Raw genomic sequence first — 19,151 nt, forward strand, 5'->3', positions numbered from 1 at the left:
ACGTTCCGGTGGAACGTCTGGAACAACTGTTCAGTTCGTTTGTCCTAATCGATGTGTCCACTGCTATAAAATGGACTAAAACTTTTATCCAGTCGTCTAAAGACGACTTGAGCTTTTCACCTTGGGTTTAACCCAAGGCGAGAAGACAGCGAATGTTAAAGCGCACAAGGACTATCGCTTCCGTTATTCTCCATTGGCGCTACCGTATGACTCAAACGCATAAAGAAGGATTGAGGCGTGTCTTCAACATTAGACACCACTCCATGCAAACGTCGCACCAATGCCATAATCTTATTCCCATACTCCGGATCAGGACTCCAGCGCCGACTCAAGTCATAAACAGAAGGCGCACTCCCGCGTAAGACAAACTGAAACCGAGGGCTGACGATGGGCGGATGTTCAATGGGCGCCGTTGTTCCATAGGCTTTTAGGTGCTGAATGTGAGCTTTCACACCTGTGCGGATATCTGGGAAAAATGCACCAGCCGGATCACTATTGGCTGTCCCTAAACCGCCAAAATTATTTTGTTCCGGTTGTAATGAACCCCCAAAGCGTAAGAAATCGGTCATCAGACACATCTGACAAAAGGCTATGTCGTGATTAACATCTTCTTTTTCCGCCTCTTCAATGTAAATTGTATGGATGTCGGGGAACTGGTCAAGTGCCTTTTCATTATTACTGGTGAGAAAGGCTTTTAAATCTTCTTCTGAAGCATTGCCAAACCAGATAATCTTGTCAGACTCATCCAGATCGGTTTGAGTCGCTGTATTCAGTAATACCGTTCTGGTATCATTATCCCAGCCGACGGAGATATTAAAGGGCTGGAGATCAACTGCTTTTACATACACGATATTGCCATAACTGATTTGGCGAATATCCGATTCCACAGTCAGATCAACACCTAAATTCGCTACCAGATCCGCCGGAATATAGGAATTCCCATTGACCAGAAGCCCTTTTTCGTCATGGTCATAGTTTTGAATTTGGATATTAATCAGTTGGAAATGGGGTGAAGTTTGATCCGATTTTGCCGTTTGACCACTCCATTGCAGCAAGCCATCAGCTAAACCTTGAGCAAAGCGATCGCGGTTTTCTTGGAGTAAGGTTAAGTCTTCGGGATTGTCTAGGAAGCAGACATTGAAGATAACAGATGATGCGGCAACTTCACGACAAAAGGGAAGCTGATTTTTGGCACTCAAGGTATCAGGTTTAACGCCCCGTGAGAGCGGTTTTCCCGGTAAACGCAGTTCGGGGACTTTCTTTAAGAACGCCTCTAAGACTAACTGAGCATCTTTCTTGCGTTCCTCGTTACCGTCAATATAATAAGCTTCAGTCCCTCGAACAGAACCATTAAAAGCATTGCCACCCAATTCTATCGCCACATCCCCAGGCAGGACGCGCTCGTTGATCCATTTGATTGTACCGGCAAGATCTAGGTCGTCGGGTACGATGAGGAAATTAACCCCTCGTGACTGGAGTTCCTGCACCAAGGCGTTACGGGTAAGAATCATTTCCTGGGCTTCTGTGGTGCCTAACGCCACGACTCCGGGATCTCTAAGGTCATGACCCGCAGAAACCAAGATGCGTCCGACAGAGGTTGCGGGTGGAGTCGGGGGTTCAGAGGGTTTGGGTTCGGGTTCTGGAGTGGGTTTGGGTTCAGGTTTGGGTGGCGAGATAACCACAGGTGCGCCAAAAAATCCCAGTTGCACCAGGGTAGCCGGTCCAACCACACCATCGGCAATCAAGCCCTTTGCCTTTTGAAACAGCCTCACTGCTGCTTGAGTTCCTGGTCCAAACACGCCATCTACCCCAACATTAATTTTGGCATCTGCTAATGCTTTCTGTATTTTGCGGACATCCTTACCATGCATGTATGGACTTGTCAACTTAATGATTTCAAAGCCCTGCCAGACTTCCCCAAAACCGCCGATAATACTCCGATTCAGTCGCCGTTCGGTTGATGGTCCATAGCCTCCATCTTCGGCAATGCGATCCTGGGGATTGTATCGATTCCAAACCCGTTGGAATGCCCGCACCGCTAGGCTACGAATGTCGCGTCCGCCGCGAATATAGTCGAAGTGAGGATAATCCCTCGGACCCAACCATCGCCAGCCATGTCGTTCGAGAAAGGGTCGCCAGCCATCGGTATCTTGGATATCGACGGCTAAACCACTTTGGTGATTACTGCGAGGCGGACGGGCGGCGAGTTGAATCCCACAGCGACGACCTCCCCGATAGTGATTGTAGAGGATAAGCTGTTGGGCAATGGTACGATAAGCGGAATTGATGACTAGGGGAATACCGCGATCGCGAATTGCCCGCCCCATGGCTGCTTTTGCAGCGGGCTGGAGGAAGGGCCACACCGCTTGTCCCAGGCGCACATTCAAGTCTTCAAAACTGACCAGGATGTCAGGCGTGACAAAGTTCATCTCATCAATCACCTGTTGATCCAGTCCCCGCACGACATGAGTGGAACAAGAACGCACATCAGACAGGGTTTGGGTAGAACCCGGGGGAGACACTGGGGGTAGCAAGACGGTTTCGCCGTCCCAAATCTGGATATGGTTGGTGAAGGCGTACCAGGTATTTTTGTTGTTAAACAGGACTTTGGCAAAAGCCACCCGGATATGGTGGGGTTCTCCGTCCTTAGGGTCCCAACTGTGCAGTTCTAACTCTGTCCCTTTGGTCAGACTATACAGGTCTTCAGGGTTAGAGATTTGACTACTATCGACAGGTTGCTGTTTGAGGAGGGTATCGGCAAATATTTTAAGCGTTAAAGCCATTGGCTGTTCATAAAATAATTTGGATCAATTGTAGTAATTTTACTATAGTGCGTTGTGGAATTTCTTGTTTAAGAGAGGTTAGAGTAGATTGAATTAAAGTTAAGGGTTGAACTCTTAAGATTTGATTAAGAAATAGCCTCTGAACCTGCGATCGCGCTATACCGAATCCAGGTGATCTAAGGAGTCAGACCCAATTAAAATTGACGGTTTGAGATCGGGGAACAGGAAACAGTAAGGACTTAACATTTGTTAACATTTCTTAGTACAACTTGCCAGAATTTATGTCCAGGTAATGATGTCCCGTCGCCAGAATCCCAAAGGGTTACTTATGATTCACGGACCATCTCCCCAGAACAAATATCCGTTAGCCGACCAAACTCGGTTAGTCTTCCTCAAGAACATTATCAATAATCCTAACATTATTGTTGGTGACTACACCTATTACGATGATTTCGAGAATCCAGAAAATTTTGAACGGAATGTTTTATATCACTTTGATTTTGTCGGTGATAAGCTATTAATTGGCAAATTTTGCGCGATTGGTTCAGATGTAAAGTTTATTATGAATGGGGGGAATCATCGCACCGATTGGTTTACTAATTATCCCTTTCCAATTTTTGGTTCCGGATGGGAAGTCGCCATGCCTGATAGCTGGCCCCACAAAGGGGATACGGTGATTGGGAATGATGTCTGGATGGGTTATGGAGCAACAATTATGCCCGGTATTCATATAGGGGATGGGGCGATAATCGCCACCGCATCAGTAGTAACTCGCTCTGTTGAACCTTATACGATTGTGGGGGGAAATCCGGCGCAAGTAATCCGTAAGCGTTTTGACGATAATGTTATCGCTGAACTGTTAGAGATGCAATGGTGGAACTGGGATATTGAGAAGATTACCCGTAATCTGAAAGCAATTTGTGGTTCAAATATACAGGCATTACGTGAAGCGGTATGACTAACGGTTAGGGGAATTAGAACCCCAGCATCTTCAAGACAGCGGGATTCTCGTCGAGTGCGATCGCGTGCAATATTCTCCTGCTAAGGAATAAAGGATCAATTTTACGCTATCAGTTATTGATCCAAAACTGGGTGTGACACCCCTCACCCCTCAAGGCGATTATAAGAGTAGTAGATGTACCTTTAGGACTAGAGAGAGAGTTACATGAGAGAGTGACTCTCTTCTTCCTTTTGGGATCAAAAAATCCACTCAAGTAAATTAATGCAACAATTCTTTGACGCAAGTGGTAAGAGTTGGAGAATATTTTAGCTCTTGCAACGTAGGCGTGACGCGCAGCGATAGCGACGTAAGGAGCGTCAGCCTTCTCAAAGAGTAACCCAACGCAAGCCGTGTAACGGATTGAGTTTCGCTATCGCTCTACCCAATCTACTTGAGACTTTTGTACTTACTTTAATATACTTCCTAGGAACGGGCAGACGATGTTCAAGCAGTATCTGCCAAAGACTACTACTATAGAAACTACAAGTTAAGCTGAAAGTATTACTAAGGAGGGCTGAATGAATGATCAGGAGTTGGCAACTCTGCTAAATGATCTGGAATCGGATCGGGTGGAACGTAAGGCTTTAATATCTGACCGAAGTATCATTCGTCAGGCTATTTGTGCTTTTGCCAATGACTTACCCAACCACCAGCAACCCGGAGTTCTGTTGGCACGCAAAGAACTACAAAAAAACGGCAATCCACCTTTAGAATTCGTTGTCGAAGACGCCCATCTGCTAGTCACACTTAAGAAAAAACCATGAATACAACGATTATTGCGTTTTTCAATAACAAAGGCGGTGTGGGTAAAACGTCATTAGTTTATCACTTAGCCTGGATGTATAAAGATATGGGGCTGCGAGTTGTTGCCGCTGATCTCGATCCTCAAGCGAATCTAACGGCTGCTTTTCTGGACGAGGAGCGATTGGAAGAGCTTTGGTTAGGTAAGGATGCTCATACTGTTTTTGATTGTATACAGCCGCTATTAAAAGGAACAGGTGATATTGATAATCCCTACCTGGAATTCATTGAGGAAGCTCAGTTATCGCTTTTTGGAGGAGACTTAGGGCTTTTAGTCGGAGACTTATATCTTTCTGGTTTTGAAGATGATCTTTCAGGACAGTGGTCAAATTGTTTAGATGGGAAAGAAAGAGCGTTTCGAGTTATGTCTGCCTTCTGGAGAATTATGCAAAAAGCCGCTTTAGCTCATAACGCTGATGTGATATTACTGGATTTAGGTCCTAATTTGGGGGCGATTAATCGGGCGGCGCTAATTTCAGCCGACTATGTAGTTGTTCCTCTGTCACCAGATTTATTTTCCTTGCAAGGTTTGCGTAATCTGGGTCCAACTTTGCGGACATGGCGCGAAGAATGGCAAGAGAGACTAGCTAAAACAAGTTCTCCAGGAAAGAAGGGTTTAGCCACAGATTTACAGCTTCCCCAAGGCAAAATGCAGCCAATTGGGTACGTTGTTTTGCAACATTCAGCCCGATTAGATCGTCCAGTGAAGGCGTACAATCGTTGGATTGCGCGTATCCCAACGGTTTATCATGAAGATGTATTAAATCAGCCGCTGACTCATACTATTTCTGTAGCCGATGATCCGAATTGTTTAGCCTTGCTAAAAAACTATCAGAGTTTAATGCCCATGGCTCAGGAAGCCCGTAAGCCTATCTTTCACCTCAAACCGGCTGACGGGGCGATTGGCGCTCATACTTATGCAGTGAGGAATGTTTACCAAAAGTTTGAAACATTGGCTCGCGCGATCGCCCAACGAACAGGAGTAAAACAGTTACTAACACCAACTGTGCCTTTATAATGGCATAATTAGGTTGGTGAAAATAAACCTAACTATCCACGGAAGTCTCACATTGGCAAGGGTTTCGCGATCGCACTTGTCCAGTCCGTAAGGTTGAGTTAATTTAAGCCAATCCATTTATTTTTATTAATTAAGAAAACTACGATGAGCAAAGATTCATCAGAGCCAACACCGCGAAAAATTATTATTGTAGATGATCATGGGTTAATTTTGGAGAAAACCAGTGAATATCTACAACAGCAATATCCAGAGGCAAAACTTTTCCAGATGACAACGGCAAAAATGACTCTGGAACAAGTGGCAAGGGTTCAACCTGATTTAGTCGCCATAGATCTTTCCATCCCGGAAACAGATGGGGAGGTAGCCCGTGTTGATACAGGCATCCAACTGCTGCGAACCTTGATGGAAAACTATCCGACTCTGAATATTTTTGTGCAAAGCAGTTACATTAAGGCACTCGTGCGAATTAAACCAGATATTGATCGTCATCAGGGTGGTTTTACTTTAGCGGATAAAGCTCTTTTCAGTCAAGATATGTTAAACCGGATTGAATTGGCACTACAGGGAATTACCCATACCAAAGACCTGAAGCTGCCACCTGGAGAATTCAAATCTGAGTGGCTACAGGTTATTGATCTAGCCTTTCAAGACGGATTGCAAGATAAAACCGTTGCCGAAAAAATGGAGGTATCTGAACGAACGGTGCGTCACTATTGGACTAAAATCCAAGATGTTCTGAATGTTTATCCGGAACCGGGTAAAAATATGCGAATTCAAACGGAAAGACGCGCTAGAGAAGAAGGGTTTATTGATTGATATATGAACGCTAATCAGGTATATTGAATAAAAGTTATTTTTCATTGGTCATTGGTCTTATGTCATTGATTATTGGTCTTATGTCATACCAAATCCGGCATACATAACCCTGTTATGTCCAGATTGTAGAGACGTTTCATGCAACGTCTCTACATAAATCCAGTAAAATGGGATAAGTCAAGGAAGGAACAGTTGCGGCAAGGTTTGGGGAAGAAAATAATAGCAGAATTTGTGATCTGGCGCAGGGGAGCGCTACCAGGACTGGTAATTCTGATATTGGTGATTGTCGCTCGCCTCAGTGGTTGGCTGCAATTTTTAGAATGGATGACTCTTGATGCTTTGCTGCGTTGGCGTCCCCAGGAATCCATTGATGAACGGATTGTGATTATTGGCATTAATGATGGGGATATTCGCCAAGTCGGGACTTATCCTATCCCGGATCAAGAGATAGCCAAATTATTAAGAACACTACAGACTTACAATCCTAGAGCTATCGGGATTGATATTATTCGAGATATCCCTGTTGAACCCGGTCATGATGAATTAGTTACCGCATTTAGGGATATTAAAACTATAATTGCCATTGACAAAGTATTATTTCCACCCATGGCTGCGCCACCCACATTACCCTCTGAACAGGTGGGTTTTGCTGATGTTATTCACGATACAGATGGTCAGGTTAGACGCAGTCTTTTAGGAACACCAACATCGTTAGGATACAAGTTTTCGTTTCCATTGCGCTTAGCCCAAATGTATTTAGCGGCGGAAGGTATTTCCCTGGAAAATGGCACTCGTGATCCTCATGCAATGCGGTTTGGTGAAACTGAAATTCCTCGCTTTTTACCTAATTCTGGAGGGTATGTTGATGCTGATGCGGGTGGGGTTCAGGTTCTGCTGAATTTTCGCAATAGTCGAGAGGGATTTCGTACCCTATCTTTGGATGATATTAACCGGGGGAATTTTCCGGCACATTGGATTCGCGATCGCGTTGTTTTAATTGGTATCACTTCCCCTGGTGTGAATGATATTGTGAATACGACAGCTTTGACTGATTTGCAGCCCTCTGGACAGATTTATGGGGTAGAATTTCAAGCTCATGGGGTTAGTCAAATTATTAGTGCGGTTCTGGATAGACGCCCCCTGTTGAATGTTTGGTCCGATAGATGGGAATATCTTTGGATTATCAGTTGGGGTGTATTGGCTTTGAGTGTGGGGCGGCTGACTCAATCGTCGTTGCAGAATCTTGGCTATGTTAGTTTGGCTAGCTTGCTCCTGCTTGCTATGAGTTATGGGTTTATTCGTTTAGGTTGGTGGATTCCGGTTGCTCCCGTTTTGTTAGTTTTGGTGTTCAATGGTATGGGGATTAGTGCTTTTGCTTTCTATAAATATGACCGGGCGTTGAAGTCTCAACTTGAAGTCCGCCAACGCACGATTGAGCAAACATTTAATCGGATTCATAATCAACCGATGCAAACCTTAGCTTATGTGATTAAGCAGGTGCAAGACCAAGACTTGAGTTCAGAAATGATGGTGGTGAAACTTCAACAGGTTAAGGCGGAAATTTGGGACGTTTGTGAGTATCTTAAGTGGGAAGCATTAAGTCAATATAAGCTGAGTAAAAATAAAACATTACAACTGAGTAATGATTTAATCTTTGACCTAGAATTCCCGATTCATGAACTTTTTTATACCGTTAGTCGGCATACTCTGGAGCGAGACTTGCCGGAATTCAAAACTCTGAAGATTAAGGTTTTAGAGTTTGCGGCGATTGCCGAGGAGGACTTTAATTTTGAGCAAAAGCGAGGACTTTGTGAATTTATAGAAGAAGGATTGTGCAATGTGGGTAAACACGCCGTCGGGGTGACTCGCCTTAAGGTTATTGGTAAAATTCAAGATGGGTGGTACAGTCTCAGTATTCAAGATAATGGGGTTGGTATTCGCTCATTGGCTGAAGGACATGGCACCAAACAGTGTAAACGTTTAGCGAAACAGTTGGCGGGTGAGTTTAAGCGAGAGTCTATTTCTGGTCAAGGAACGTTGTGTGAACTGACTTGGCGTTTGGCAAGGAGGAGGTTAGACAGGAAGAGGTTAGACCTACGATATTGGCGAAAAAGGTTTTAAGCAATTAAAAGTTTATGGGTGGAAACTGGTACAATATATCAGTTAATATGAGCTAAATATCGCCAGGGGGTAATCAAAGGTGAAATATTCCTGTTCCCGATTTATTGTCCAACCATTTCTACTTATTTTAAGTTTATCCCTAGTTGTGACGCCGACAGCTTTAGCTGAATACGTGCCACCTCCAGATCAGAAACCACCCAGTGATTATACAACTTCATCGGGTCCAAGGGGCGGATGCGAAGGTGACGGAATACCCCTAACTGCCCTTGCCCCTAAAACTCATGTGGGGGCAACCCTGTCTACCCATCCCACCTTGGCTTGGTTTGTCCCTGACTCGACAATTAAACCGATGGAATTTAGACTCTATGAGTATGATGCTCAGGGTAAACCTAAACCTGTGGGTCAACCAATTCAGTTAGAGAGTTCACCAGGAATTATGATGTTATCCCTGGCAAGGGAGCAGTTAGAATTAACGGTGGGGAAGACCTATCTTTGGCAAGTGACGATTCTTTGTGATTCGGATAACGATTCCAGCGATTTAATTGCTAGGGCAGATATGCAAGTGGTGCAGATGCCATTAGCTTTGGAGGAGAAACTTGCTCAGGTTAAACCCGGTTTGGCGACGGTTGAACTCTATGCCTCGGCAGGGTTTTGGTATGATGCTATGGGTGAGGCATTACAGCTTGCTCCTCCCTGGCAATTAGGAGAAGATGCTGTATCTCTGTTGAGAGATCTGGTGAATTTTGCACCCAACCAAACCCGTCGAGAATTCTATAGAGCGGAGTTAGAATTGATTGAGAATACGATGTTAATTCTTCGGGCAGACAAAAATTGCTGTATTACGCCCAAGGATTGAAAATCAAAATTCCTTAATAAAAAGGCATGAAACCCTTTACATAACTCCTAGTCAAAAAACATAATGTCACACCAACTCACAATCACCTACCCAGAAACCTTTCCCGATGCCCTGCAACAAACCAGAGAACAGTTTGAACAAGAGGCAAAATGGGCAATGGCTGTCAAACTTTTTGAAATGAAACGCCTATCATCCGGCATGGCAGCCGCATTAATTGGCATGGATAGAATTTCATTCTTGTTAACCTTAGATCGTTATGGTGTGCCGATAATTGATCTAACTGAAGAAGAACTATTATCGGATTTAGAAAATGCCTGAAACTGAGAGGATTGTGATCAATGCTGCACCCCTAATCGCCCTTGTCGCCGCTTTAGGGGATTTAACTGTATTGCAATCTCTCTACACTCAGGTATTGGTTCCCCTTGAAGTCTGTCAAGAAATCCTAGCCGGTGGTTCTAGCGGGTTTGCCGTAGCCGAATTCTAAGCAGCAACCTGGCTGCAAAAACAGCAAACACTCCTGAGGATTTCCCCCCTTCTCCTGAATTCCCTTGATAGAGGCGAAGCCGCCGTCATTCAGTTAGCCATGAATGAAAACATCCAAACTGTCTGTATTGACGAAATAGCAGGTAGACGAATCGCCAGATTAAGTGGACTTTCGCTGACAGGTTCCATTGGCATTTTACTCCGTGCCAAGCGGGAAGGCTACCCTATTTCAATTCAGCAAATGAACATTATCGCCAGTTACCGATGAGGATAAAGGGTGCCCAGTATGCGGGGTGGACATATTGGTTGTTGATTTCTGGACTGTTTTCTGCTTGAATTAGTTTTCGTTGTGCGAGGCTCAGGGCTTGGGCTTTACTCATGCCAGGGTTAGACCAATTGTGGTAATATTCTGTGATCAGGGTTTTGGTGGAGGCATCGGGAATAAACCAGAGAGAGGCTAAGGCTGTTTTAACGCCGGATTGAACGGCGATACCTGCTAAACCTAAGGTGGCACGCTCATCGCCAACGGCTGTCTGACAAGCGGTGAGGGCAAGTAGATCGACTGAATCAGAACCCTGACTCACCTGACGAATCGTGGTTTCTAAGTCTTTAAGCGTCAGCTTATTATTATTACCGGTGACTAAGAATGTATCTTCGGGTACAGCACTAAACTGTCCATGAGTAGCAATATGGAGAATCGGATAAACAGTTTGGCTGAGTTCGGCTTGTAAGCGATCGCGCGTAAAATCATCGTCTAAGAGGGTTTTGCTGCCGGGAAATAGGCTCTCAAGTTGCTGGAGTTCCGATTTAACGTGGGTGAGGGCGGGAAAGGTTTGTCCGTTTACTGTGGCTTTTGCCGTTAACCCCAGAGCTAAAACTTGAAGCGATTCATCGGTTAAGTGTTGAGGTGCAGTGAGGGTTAAACTGGGGGTTGTGGCAATGGCGTAGGTTTCCACTAAGAAGCTTTCCCCATTATGTAGGGCAGCCATGGGAATGCTGCGTAAGATCCCATCTTGGCTGAAAACTAGGGTGTTTATCCCAGCGGCGTCTAAATCGGTAATAAAGGGGCGAATTATCCAATTGTACAGGTTTTGAGCAGGTTTGGGGTCGTAAATCAGATCCCGTCGTCTTTCCAATCCTCGGCGAAATTCATTGACGGTTTCTCGTAGGGTTTGACTATCGATATTAATCCATTTGAGTTGGGTTGGCTTGTTGGGTAGGGTGAGCAGGATCGCGGTATGATTGTTGAAGATAATTGAACGGAAAATAGCGGTATCGTCTCCCACCAGTTGCTCTACAGATTTCTGAGGAATGGGTGTGAATAGACAATCATTGCCAAAGTAATTTTGCAGTTCGGCAAGTTTGAGGGCATCTATAGTTTTCAGGGCAGATTCTATTTCCAGTTGAGCTTCGGTAACTGGGAGACGTTCGACTCGTTCTAACTGGTATTGGGCAAAGTCTCGGTGTAAGGGATTAATCCGATCGCGAAAGTCAAATTGGACATCTGAGTCAGCCATGAGTAGTTCTTGGCGAATATCAGTTAAAGTCGCGATCGCGCGTTGGTAGGCGGCGATGGCTTGCTCTGGGTTTCCCTGTGCTTGAAATAGTCGGGCGGCTTGCCATTCCCAGAGATACAGGCTATCTTGGGCTTGTCTGTTTTGGTCTGCTGCTAACCGGGCTTTTTGGGTAAATTGTAAGGCTTGGCGATAGTCATTCTGGCATTCGTAGAAATGACCTAATTCCCCCAGGGCAAAAGACTCGGAACGCGAGTCTTCCAGGCGTTGAGCGATGGAGAGGGCTTGCTGGAGCAGGGATTCGGCAAGGGATGGCAGTTGGCGTGGCGGACATTGGTATTGTTTAGGGGTTATGGTAGAAACCGCTGGTTGGAGATTGGCTAAATCGATCGCTGCATAAACCAGATTACGGGAATCGGGGAGTTGATTGAGTAAATCCAGAGCCTCTTTTAGGGCTTGATTGATTTGAGCGGCGTCTATTTGGGGGGAAATTAGGGGATGTTGAGCCAATTTAATTAAATTAAGTAAGGCTCCCATTTGATTGGGTTGATCCTGTGATCTGCGAGCCAATTCTAGACTTTGCTGAAAATAACCAAAAGCCTGTTGGTAATCATTTAGCGCCTTTTGCCGAAATTGACTTGCCCTTTGCTTGGCACCCCGTTGTTGAGCCGAGTCAGCATAGCGCTCTTGGTGTTGTCCTTGGCGGGTGTAGGCATTGCCTAAACTGTTCAGGGTTGATGTATGATAGGCGGGGTGGTTAATGGCTAAGCTAGCTTCTAAATCCGCGATCGCGTCTTCATAATTTCCGGTGAGGAGATGGGCATTGCCGAGACTGCCCAGGGCGGCGGCTTCTCCTTGATTGTCTTCAGTGGTGCGGGCAATATATAGAGCGGTTTCCGGTTGGCAGTCTGTGGGGGAAGCCGAGGCATCACATAAAAGTGCGATCGCGTTTCGGGGTTGTCCGGTGGTAGTATAAGCTTGAGCCAGTTCAGTCAGGTTCCGCCCCAGATTCTGCCTATCTCCCAGTTGGCGATAATCAGCGATAACCTGTTGCCAATACTCAATCGCCTGTTCCATTTGCCCCAGTTGTTGATAGGTTCTGGCGAGGTTTTCTCGAATAATGGCGGTATTGGTAAGATTATGGGTTTCTTGGTAGTATTCTAGGGCTGTTTGCCAAGGTGCGATCGCGCGTTTAAAGTCGCCAGCTTGGTATAGCTCAACTCCCTGTTGCACCAATTGATTCCCTGGCACCGATTCAGCGATTGAGGGCAGATGATTCAGCCACAAGCACAGGAGTAGGCTGGTGAGAAAGAGTAGGGATTTAAGTCTGAATCGGTAGCATTGCATCAGCTGTCACGCTTTTAAATGGCTGGTTGAGACAGACGCACCGAGGGGTTTTGTTTGTAGTGAGAACTTTAGTTCTCGCTCCGCCTAGCTGGAGAGGGCTAAAGCCCTCACTACGAACCGCCAAACGACTACCTATATTGTCAGGCACTTCAATGGTAATTTGCATATTAAATAGCACTTGGCTGTCTGATTCATTACAATTTATTTTAATTATAAATCGGACTTGGGAATGAGACTGTCCATGGAAGGCTGATCACTGACTGATTTTCAGCTTATCGCATTATTAGGCTGTCAGGGCTGGAATGGGTTGGTCATTTTGTGCCATTGACTTGTCAGGTTTAGGAACTTAAGTTGGCAGAAAAGTGCAACCTGTTGTTGTCGGTTTGCCTGTATGGTATAGATATTCAGGTTATTTGCCGGGGTATTGTTCAATTTGGACAGGTTCCGTAGGGGCGCACCGACGTGCGCCCGTGTCACCCCTTCAGGGTAAAGAGTTCTTAGAGCGAGGGTGTAGGGGCGGGTTTTACAGATAACTTATGGCACCCAACTGATAACTTGAATAAACCCGCCCTTTAAAAGAACCAGGGGAGCAGAAATCCTATAGCTGAAAATTAGAATGGGTAAGGGTTATGGCTTAAGTTGACACAGATGACCGACGTGCACCCTTTAAGCGACAAAACAAGACAGTTCAGATCGAGTATCCTGGAGGCTTTGATGAACAGTCCTTTCTTTAAGAATTCAACAGAAGTAACGTGTTCCTACCTGGCTCAGATTCAATCTTCAAAACCCAGGTATTGGCAGTTAGGGTTGGTGAGTTTTTTCACCAGTCTTACTGTCTTAATCAGTCAGGATACTCCCCTTCACGCCCAGATTACCCCAGATAATACCTTAGAAGCAGAGAGTTCTCTTGTCACACCCAATGCTCAAGTGCGGGGAAGATTAGCCGATTTGATAGAAGGGGGGGCAATCCGAGAAGCTAACTTGTTCCACAGTTTCCTTGAGTTTAATATTGAAAAGGGACAGCGGGTTTATTTTGCCAATCCAGTTGGAATTGAAACGATTTTTAGTCGGGTAACCGGGAATAACCCTTCAGCTATTTTAGGGACATTGGGAGTTAATGGGGGGGCGAATCTATTTTTCCTCAATCCCAATGGGATTATTTTTGGAGAAAATGCTCAGTTAGATATTCAGGGTTCCTTTGTGGCGAGTACGGCGAATTCTGTAATATTTGAAGATGGCTCATCATTTAGTGCCACGCATCCAGAAGACTCCTCATTATTAACGATTAGTGTACCCTTGGGGTTGCAGTATGGACAGCCAGCCGCTGACGTTTCACCGGAGTTGGGAAACCTCTCTCCAAACCTCTCTCCTACTCTTGAGAAGGCTTTGAATTCTTATCAATCCTTAAATTCTCCCCCTTCCCTTGATTCTCCCCCTTCCGTGCAACAAGAGCAAAGCATCCTCTCTTCTCCCCCTTCCCTTGCAGGGAAGGGGGCTGGGGGGTTAGGTCAAATCTCAATTTTGCCAGATGGTGTGACAAGTCAGCCGCCAGCAGCGGTAGTGCATGCAGGGAATTTGGCGGTTGGAGAGGGAGAGAATTTGACCCTGGTGGGGGGTACGGTGGTAAATTCGGGGCAATTATCAGCACCCGGAGGAACAATTAGTCTTGCGGCTGTGCCGAGCCAAGGTTTAATTCATTTGGATTTAACTGGGCAAGTTAGCTCTGTTGATTTACCATTCAATAATGATACAGGTGAGGTTCTATCTGCTGCTTCAGGTTTAGCAACGTTACTGGAAAATGCTGGATTAACTGAAGCAGATATTCCGATTAATTTTCATTGGGGAACTGTGGCAATTTTAGGTTCTGTCGATACCTCAAATCCTCTGGGTAGTGGCGGTGAAATTAATCTGACAGGGAATCGGATTCAGTTACTCAATGGTGTCATCAATTCCGGCGGCGTTACGGGAGGGGAAATTAATCTCACCAGTACCTTTGTGGAAAATCGGGGAGAGATTCAGGCGGATGGTGAACGGGGAGGTAGTCTCAATATTAATGTTACTAATTTTCTCGATACTGGGGTTCTCAGCGCCACAGGAAATGCTGGGGATGGGGGAATGATTCAAGTCGATTATCAGGGCACAGTAATTCAAACCGCTACTGCGTTGACTACTGTAACCGGGAGTGAAAAAGCGGGGAGGATTCGGTTTCAGGGGGGACAGGTTTTCACCACGTCTGGGAATCTCCAGGCACAGGGGAAGTTGGGGGGTGAAATTCAGTTATTTGGGGAAAGATTGCAACTGTTGGGGACACAGGTAAATGCCAGTGGGAATCAGGGTGGCGGTGAGATTCTGGTGGGTGGAGATTATCAGGGAAATACGGTGGGGGCTGAGAATGCCGACTATACCTTAGTGAATCATGGCACCCGGTTACAAGCCGATGGGTTAACGGTTGGGGATGGGGGGAAAGTAATTGTTTGGGCAGATGGGGAGACGGATTTTTATGGGAATTTGACGGCGCGAGGTGGGGCGTTGGCGGGAAATGGGGGATTGTTGGAGGTATCGGGTAAGGAGAGTTTGGTGTTTGGTGGGTGGGGAGATGCGAGTGCGGTGAATGGGGTGGCGGGGGAGCTATTATTAGACCCGAAGAATATTACCATTGATACAGCGGTAACAGGCAACTCATTTCAATTATTTGACCCCAATCCAGCGGCAGGAAATCGATTTGGGGAGAATACGGCGGTACTGGCAAATAACAACATTGTGGTGAGTTCTCCATACGATGATTTAATGGCACAGAATGGGGGAGCCGTATACCTATTCGACTCGAACACCGGAGCGATACTCGAACCTATTCATGGTGAGAACCCAGGGGATAATTTTGGCTTGGGTGAAATAACAGCCTTGAGCAATGGTAATTATGTTTTCGGCAATCCCTTGGCAGATATTGAGGCGGTAGGGAATGCTGGGACAGTAATTCTGGCTAATGGCACCACCGGGGCGGAAATTAGCCGTATCTCTGGTACTAACCCAGGCGATTTTTTCGGCTCTGGTGAAATAACAGGCTTGAGCAATGGTAATTATGTGTTCGGCAATCGACTGGCAGATATTGGGGGGGTACAGAATGCTGGGACAGTGATTCTGGCTGATGGCACCACCGGGGCGGAAATTAACCGGATCTCTGGTATTAACCTGAATGATAATTTCGGCTCTGATGCAATAACAGCTTTGAGCAATAGTAATTATGTTTTTGGCAATCCCTTTGCCGAGATTGGGGGGGTACAGAATGCTGGGACAGTGATTCTGGCTAATGGCACCACAGGGGCGGAAATTAGCCGTATCTCTGGTACTGAGCAAACCGATTCTTTCGGCTCTAATGAAATAACAGCATTGAGCAATGGTAATTATGTTTTTGGCAATCAAGAGGCAGAGATTGGGGTGATGCTCGATGCTGGGACAGTGATTCTGGCAAATGGCACCACGGGGGAGGAAATTAGCCGGATCTATGGTATTAACACAAACAATTCGTTCGGCTCTGGTGAAATAACAGCATTGAGCAATGGTAATTATGTTTTTGGCAATCCAGCAGATATTGGGACGGTAGGGGATGCTGGGACAGTAATTCTGGCAAATGGCACCACAGGGGTGGAAATTCGCCGGATCTCTGGTACTAACCCAAACGATTCGTTCGGCTCTGGTGAAATAACAGCATTGAGCAATGGTAATTATGTTTTTGGCAATTCAGGGGCAAATATTCAGGGGGTAGGGGATGCTGGGACAGTGATTCTGGCTGATGGCATCACGGGGGAGGAAATTGACCGTATCTCTGGTACTAACCCAGACGATTTTTTCGGCAATAGTGGAATAACAGACTTGAGCAATGGTAATTATGTGTTCGGCAATCCCAACGCAGATATTCAGGGGGTGGGGGATGCTGGGACGGTAATTCTAGCTGATGACACCACGGGGACAGAAATTAACCGTATCTCTGGTACTAACCCAAACGATAATTTCGGCAACGGTGACATAAGAATCTTGAGCGATGGTAATTATGTCTTTGCCAATCCCAACGCAGATATTGGGGGGGTAGTGGATGCTGGGACAGTAATTCTAGCTGATGGCACCACAGGGGAGGAAATTAGCCGTATCTCCGGTACTAACCGAAACGATAGATTCGGCTCTGGTGAAATAACCGCCTTAAGCAATGGTAATTACCTGGTAGCTAGCCCTTTAGCCAACAATAGAGCCGGACGAGTAGATATCGGCATCGCCAATCCCGCCTCCCTCACCCACAGTTATTTCCCAAATCGCAATATTACCGTCACTCCCGCCATCATTACCAACATCACTGATACCGGAACCTCTTTCACCCTGCAAGCAAATAACGATATTACCGTTAACCAAGCCATTATTACTAATAATCCGACAGGTAGTGGCGGCGCCTTATCCCTAGAAGCCGGACGCAGTATTCTCCTCAATGCCGATATCATCACCGACAATGGCAACCTATCTCTGTTAGCCAATCAGTCTTTAGCCGCAGGAGTGATTAATTCAGAACGAGATCCGGGTGCCGCCAACATCACCATGAAACCGGGTACTACCATTAATACGGGTTTTGGCGATGTCACCCTTGAATTAGACACAGGCGCCGGATTAACCAATAATACCGTTGGTACTATCACTCTGGATAACATTAACGCCGAAACCCTCACCGTTGATTCCGCTGGAGCCATCCTCGGTAACGGTATCCTCTCTATTAACGGCACAGGGATAACTTCCTTAAATGCGGGTAACAGCGATATCATTCTGAATCAAAACAATGATTTTATAAATCTTAGTATAAACGGTGGTCGAACTGTAATCATTAACGATCGCAATGATATTAACCTAATCAACTCCTCAGTCTCTGGCAATTTCAATGTCAACGCCAGAGGAGACATTACCAGCCAAGATATATTTAACCCCAGTGGTTCAATAACACTCACCAGCACGAATGGTTCTATCGATACCACCCGAGGTACGCTCCGTACATTTTCCTTAGGGGCTGGCGGTGCGATCGCCCTCTCAGCTCAAGGTAATATTACCCTGGGCAATCTTGACGCTCGTGGGGTAAATGGTGGCGGTAGTATTACACTCACCAGTCAAGGGAGAATTGCTGCAGCCAATAGTTTCATCCGTAGTAGTACCATGAGTCCTAGCAGTGATTCAGGTCAAGCTGGGGACATTACGATTCAGGCTGAATCCGTTTCCTTGACTGACACAATCCTATCCGCTTCTACCTTTGGTTCAGGGAAAGGAGGAACAATTACCATCAATGCCGCTGAATTCGTCGAATTACTCAATGACAGTCTAGTCCTAACCACAACAACAGGGAACGGCGATGCTGGAGACATCGAAATAACCACCACCCAACTGAACATTTTTAACGGTTCACAAATTGGCACAGCAACAGTCAATCAAGGAGCCGGGGGAAATATAATCGTCAACGCCTCAGACACCATCAGAATCGCGGGTACTGCCGCTGATGGAGTCCCCAGTGGTTTATTTACCGCCGCCCTTTCTGGCTCAACTGGAGTCGCTGGAGACTTAGCGATCGCCTCTCAAACATTATCCCTGGAAAATGGATCACAAATCTCTGCCCGAAGTCAAGGAGAAGGTAACGCTGGCAAAATTGCTCTAACTATTGCCGACACACTCACCGCCACCGATAGCAGTATCCTCACCGCCACAGCTCAATCCGCTGGCGGCGCCATTAATATCGCCGCAGGTGATATCCGACTCTGGGGCGACAGCGACATCACCACCAGTGTCTCCAGTGGTGGTGACAACGGCGGGAACATCATGATCACCGCTGACTCCATCCTGGCATTTGCTGATAGCGATATCTTAGCCTTTGCCCGTGATGGCAGAGGCGGCGACATCACATTAAATACTCCCATCTTCTTTGGCTTCCGCTATACCCCTGCCGCCAGAGGCACTGATCCAGCTACCCTAGATCATAACCAGCGGGTCGATATCAATGCCGATGCCGCGATCGATGGCATAATTACTATACCCGACCTCACTTTTATTGAAAATAGCCTCATCGATTTACCCGACAATTTCATCGACAGCGACAATCTAATTGCCAATAGCTGCATGGTTCGGGCTGATCAGCAAAATGGCAGATTCACCATCACAGGCGCTGGCAACTTACCCCCGCGTCCCGGTGATCTTACCATATCCCCCTATTCCACAGGCACCGTGCGGATGATTCCCACAGAAAGTACCACTCGCCCCTGGCAAAAAGGCGATCCGATTGTGGAATCCACTGGAGTCTATCGACTCCCTGATGGACGATTGGTGATGAGTCAGGATTGTTCTTAAATGCTCCGATCAACTGGATTGCTTAAGACGCGATGGTGAAGCGCCGCTG

The 19,151-nt window shown here is 46.2% G+C and carries 13 protein-coding genes; 10 read left to right on the forward strand and 3 right to left on the reverse strand.

Annotation, left to right across the window (positions count from 1 at the left end):
- Positions 1-155 precede the first annotated feature (155 nt).
- Positions 156-2,783 (reverse strand): hormogonium tapered terminus morphoprotein TftA, encoded by a 2,628-nt coding sequence (gene tftA / locus ACLGGO_RS03840; protein WP_446418330.1) that lies wholly within the window; start codon positions 2,781-2,783, stop codon positions 156-158.
- Between the two features lie 328 nt (positions 2,784-3,111).
- Between tftA and ACLGGO_RS03845 the strand changes: the two genes are divergently transcribed.
- The 3 genes from ACLGGO_RS03845 to ACLGGO_RS03855 all read left to right on the forward strand — a co-directional run bounded on the left by ACLGGO_RS03845 (position 3,112) and on the right by ACLGGO_RS03855 (position 5,602).
- The gene (locus ACLGGO_RS03845) at positions 3,112-3,741 is read left to right on the forward strand and encodes a CatB-related O-acetyltransferase (protein WP_446418331.1); all 630 of its coding nucleotides are present in this window, start codon (positions 3,112-3,114) and stop codon (positions 3,739-3,741) included.
- A gap of 560 nt (positions 3,742-4,301) precedes the next feature.
- On the forward strand, positions 4,302-4,547 hold the full coding sequence (locus ACLGGO_RS03850; RefSeq protein WP_446418332.1) for a hypothetical protein: 246 nt from the start codon (positions 4,302-4,304) through the stop codon (positions 4,545-4,547).
- Entirely contained in the window at positions 4,544-5,602 is a 1,059-nt protein-coding gene (locus tag ACLGGO_RS03855; protein ID WP_446418333.1) for a ParA family protein, read from the forward strand. Before ACLGGO_RS03850 ends, ACLGGO_RS03855 begins: the two co-directional genes overlap by 4 nt.
- On the opposite strand, the gene ACLGGO_RS03860 is transcribed toward ACLGGO_RS03855, so the two are convergent.
- Complete coding sequence (locus ACLGGO_RS03860; RefSeq protein WP_446418334.1) at positions 5,597-5,719, reverse strand: hypothetical protein; 123 nt, start codon at positions 5,717-5,719, stop codon at positions 5,597-5,599. The two genes, ACLGGO_RS03855 and ACLGGO_RS03860, sit on opposite strands and share 6 nt — an antisense overlap.
- Before the next feature lie 27 nt (positions 5,720-5,746).
- On the opposite strand from ACLGGO_RS03860, the gene ACLGGO_RS03865 reads away from it, so the two are divergent.
- The 6 genes from ACLGGO_RS03865 to ACLGGO_RS03890 all read left to right on the forward strand — a co-directional run bounded on the left by ACLGGO_RS03865 (position 5,747) and on the right by ACLGGO_RS03890 (position 10,146).
- On the forward strand, positions 5,747-6,418 hold the full coding sequence (locus ACLGGO_RS03865) for a response regulator (protein ID WP_446360344.1): 672 nt from the start codon (positions 5,747-5,749) through the stop codon (positions 6,416-6,418).
- A 138-nt stretch (positions 6,419-6,556) separates the two neighbouring features.
- Complete coding sequence (locus ACLGGO_RS03870) at positions 6,557-8,539, forward strand: CHASE2 domain-containing protein (RefSeq protein WP_446418335.1); 1,983 nt, start codon at positions 6,557-6,559, stop codon at positions 8,537-8,539.
- Between the two features lie 79 nt (positions 8,540-8,618).
- The gene (locus tag ACLGGO_RS03875) at positions 8,619-9,395 is read left to right on the forward strand and encodes a DUF928 domain-containing protein (RefSeq protein ID WP_446418336.1); all 777 of its coding nucleotides are present in this window, start codon (positions 8,619-8,621) and stop codon (positions 9,393-9,395) included.
- A gap of 63 nt (positions 9,396-9,458) precedes the next feature.
- Complete coding sequence (locus ACLGGO_RS03880; RefSeq protein WP_446362203.1) at positions 9,459-9,713, forward strand: UPF0175 family protein; 255 nt, start codon at positions 9,459-9,461, stop codon at positions 9,711-9,713.
- Entirely contained in the window at positions 9,706-9,879 is a 174-nt protein-coding gene (locus tag ACLGGO_RS03885) for a hypothetical protein (RefSeq protein WP_446418337.1), read from the forward strand. Before ACLGGO_RS03880 ends, ACLGGO_RS03885 begins: the two co-directional genes overlap by 8 nt.
- A 99-nt stretch (positions 9,880-9,978) precedes the next feature.
- Positions 9,979-10,146, forward strand: coding sequence for a hypothetical protein (locus ACLGGO_RS03890; protein ID WP_446418338.1), 168 nt, complete (start codon positions 9,979-9,981; stop codon positions 10,144-10,146).
- Here the strand turns inward: ACLGGO_RS03890 and ACLGGO_RS03895 are convergent.
- Entirely contained in the window at positions 10,127-12,739 is a 2,613-nt protein-coding gene (locus ACLGGO_RS03895) for a CHAT domain-containing protein (protein WP_446418339.1), read from the reverse strand. The two genes, ACLGGO_RS03890 and ACLGGO_RS03895, sit on opposite strands and share 20 nt — an antisense overlap.
- A gap of 714 nt (positions 12,740-13,453) precedes the next feature.
- Between ACLGGO_RS03895 and ACLGGO_RS03900 the strand changes: the two genes are divergently transcribed.
- On the forward strand, positions 13,454-19,102 hold the full coding sequence (locus ACLGGO_RS03900) for a beta strand repeat-containing protein (protein ID WP_446418340.1): 5,649 nt from the start codon (positions 13,454-13,456) through the stop codon (positions 19,100-19,102).
- The last annotated feature ends 49 nt before the right edge of the window (positions 19,103-19,151 follow it).

Origin of the sequence: Coleofasciculus sp. (genome assembly GCF_046565525.1) — a bacterium.
In the GTDB taxonomy this organism is placed as follows: domain Bacteria; phylum Cyanobacteriota; class Cyanobacteriia; order Cyanobacteriales; family Coleofasciculaceae; genus Coleofasciculus.

Excerpts from the sequence above, each read along its gene's own strand:
- ACLGGO_RS03890 (WP_446418338.1), top strand. The coding sequence starts at position 9,979 with ATGAATGAAAACATCCAAACTGTCTGTATTGACGAAATAGCAGGTAGA.
- ACLGGO_RS03860 (WP_446418334.1), bottom strand. The coding sequence starts at position 5,719 with ATGGATTGGCTTAAATTAACTCAACCTTACGGACTGGACAAGTGCGAT.
- ACLGGO_RS03865 (WP_446360344.1), top strand. The coding sequence starts at position 5,747 with ATGAGCAAAGATTCATCAGAGCCAACACCGCGAAAAATTATTATTGTA.
- ACLGGO_RS03895 (WP_446418339.1), bottom strand. The coding sequence starts at position 12,739 with ATGCAATGCTACCGATTCAGACTTAAATCCCTACTCTTTCTCACCAGC.
- ACLGGO_RS03885 (WP_446418337.1), top strand. The coding sequence starts at position 9,706 with ATGCCTGAAACTGAGAGGATTGTGATCAATGCTGCACCCCTAATCGCC.
- ACLGGO_RS03855 (WP_446418333.1), top strand. The coding sequence starts at position 4,544 with ATGAATACAACGATTATTGCGTTTTTCAATAACAAAGGCGGTGTGGGT.
- ACLGGO_RS03870 (WP_446418335.1), top strand. The coding sequence starts at position 6,557 with ATGCAACGTCTCTACATAAATCCAGTAAAATGGGATAAGTCAAGGAAG.
- ACLGGO_RS03845 (WP_446418331.1), top strand. The coding sequence starts at position 3,112 with ATGATTCACGGACCATCTCCCCAGAACAAATATCCGTTAGCCGACCAA.
- tftA (WP_446418330.1), bottom strand. The coding sequence starts at position 2,783 with ATGGCTTTAACGCTTAAAATATTTGCCGATACCCTCCTCAAACAGCAA.
- ACLGGO_RS03880 (WP_446362203.1), top strand. The coding sequence starts at position 9,459 with ATGTCACACCAACTCACAATCACCTACCCAGAAACCTTTCCCGATGCC.
- ACLGGO_RS03850 (WP_446418332.1), top strand. The coding sequence starts at position 4,302 with ATGAATGATCAGGAGTTGGCAACTCTGCTAAATGATCTGGAATCGGAT.
- ACLGGO_RS03900 (WP_446418340.1), top strand. The coding sequence starts at position 13,454 with ATGAACAGTCCTTTCTTTAAGAATTCAACAGAAGTAACGTGTTCCTAC.